The sequence below is a fragment of the Vibrio sp. 1641 genome, assembly GCF_033339995.1.
GTDB classification, from domain to species: domain Bacteria; phylum Pseudomonadota; class Gammaproteobacteria; order Enterobacterales; family Vibrionaceae; genus Vibrio; species Vibrio alginolyticus.
This window is the reverse complement of the sequence record NZ_JAWOVP010000140.1, coordinates 1-747: the sequence shown is the minus strand read 5'-3', so window position 1 is coordinate 747 and position 747 is coordinate 1. Positions and strand designations below refer to the sequence as shown.

The window sequence follows — 747 nt, the reverse complement described above, 5'->3', positions numbered from 1 at the left end:
CGAACGCAATCGGCACCAAGCTAAATTTGGCTTCAAAGTTGTCACTGGCCGATGTAGATTGCCATACAAATTCAGGCTCTGGATAGCCTTCGTACCACACTTTCTGCCACAGTGAAGAAAGCGAGACTTCAGGGTAAGAGTTATCGACCTCCGCCACCTTTAACGAGTCATCATTCCAAGTAATCAGATAGCGTTCATTGTTCGACATTGCCGCCATCGCAGGCGCTTGTTTATAAGCTCGCTTAAACAACACCAGTTTTTCACTGGTCGTGTAATGACTCTGAAGCGTACCGTTAGTGTAGAAACTGTAGAATCCTTTGCGGTGTGAATCCGGCAATAAGTATTTAAGTTCAGACGCTAATTTGAAGTCACGAATATGAGTTAAGGTTCGCTTATCATTTTGCAAAGTATCAAACCATTGCGAAACGCGACCATCATTGTGCGTCACCAACAGGGAATATGCGCCCGCAAGCAAATCAATCGTTCTTACAGAATGCTTTTTATCCCCTTGAGTAAGATCGATAACTTCGCGCACCGTAAACTTTTGAGCAGCTTTGGTCAGAACAATTAACTCCGAACCATCACGCAAATAAAGCGTTTCACCATCCGGTGTTAAGAGCATCTGTTGGGGAGCGTCAAAGCCCGCAGAAAAGGAGAAATCAATCGTGGTTGGAGCGACGCCTAGCGCAGACTTCTCTTGCCAACGCGCTTTGACTTTCCCGCTGCGAGTCTGCCAAACAATAGTTG

1 pseudogene is annotated in these 747 nt (G+C 45.9%); it reads right to left on the bottom strand.

What is annotated here, in order from left to right:
* Positions 1–747, bottom strand: a pseudogene (locus R7Z47_RS24675) (phosphate ABC transporter permease); the annotation flags it as partial.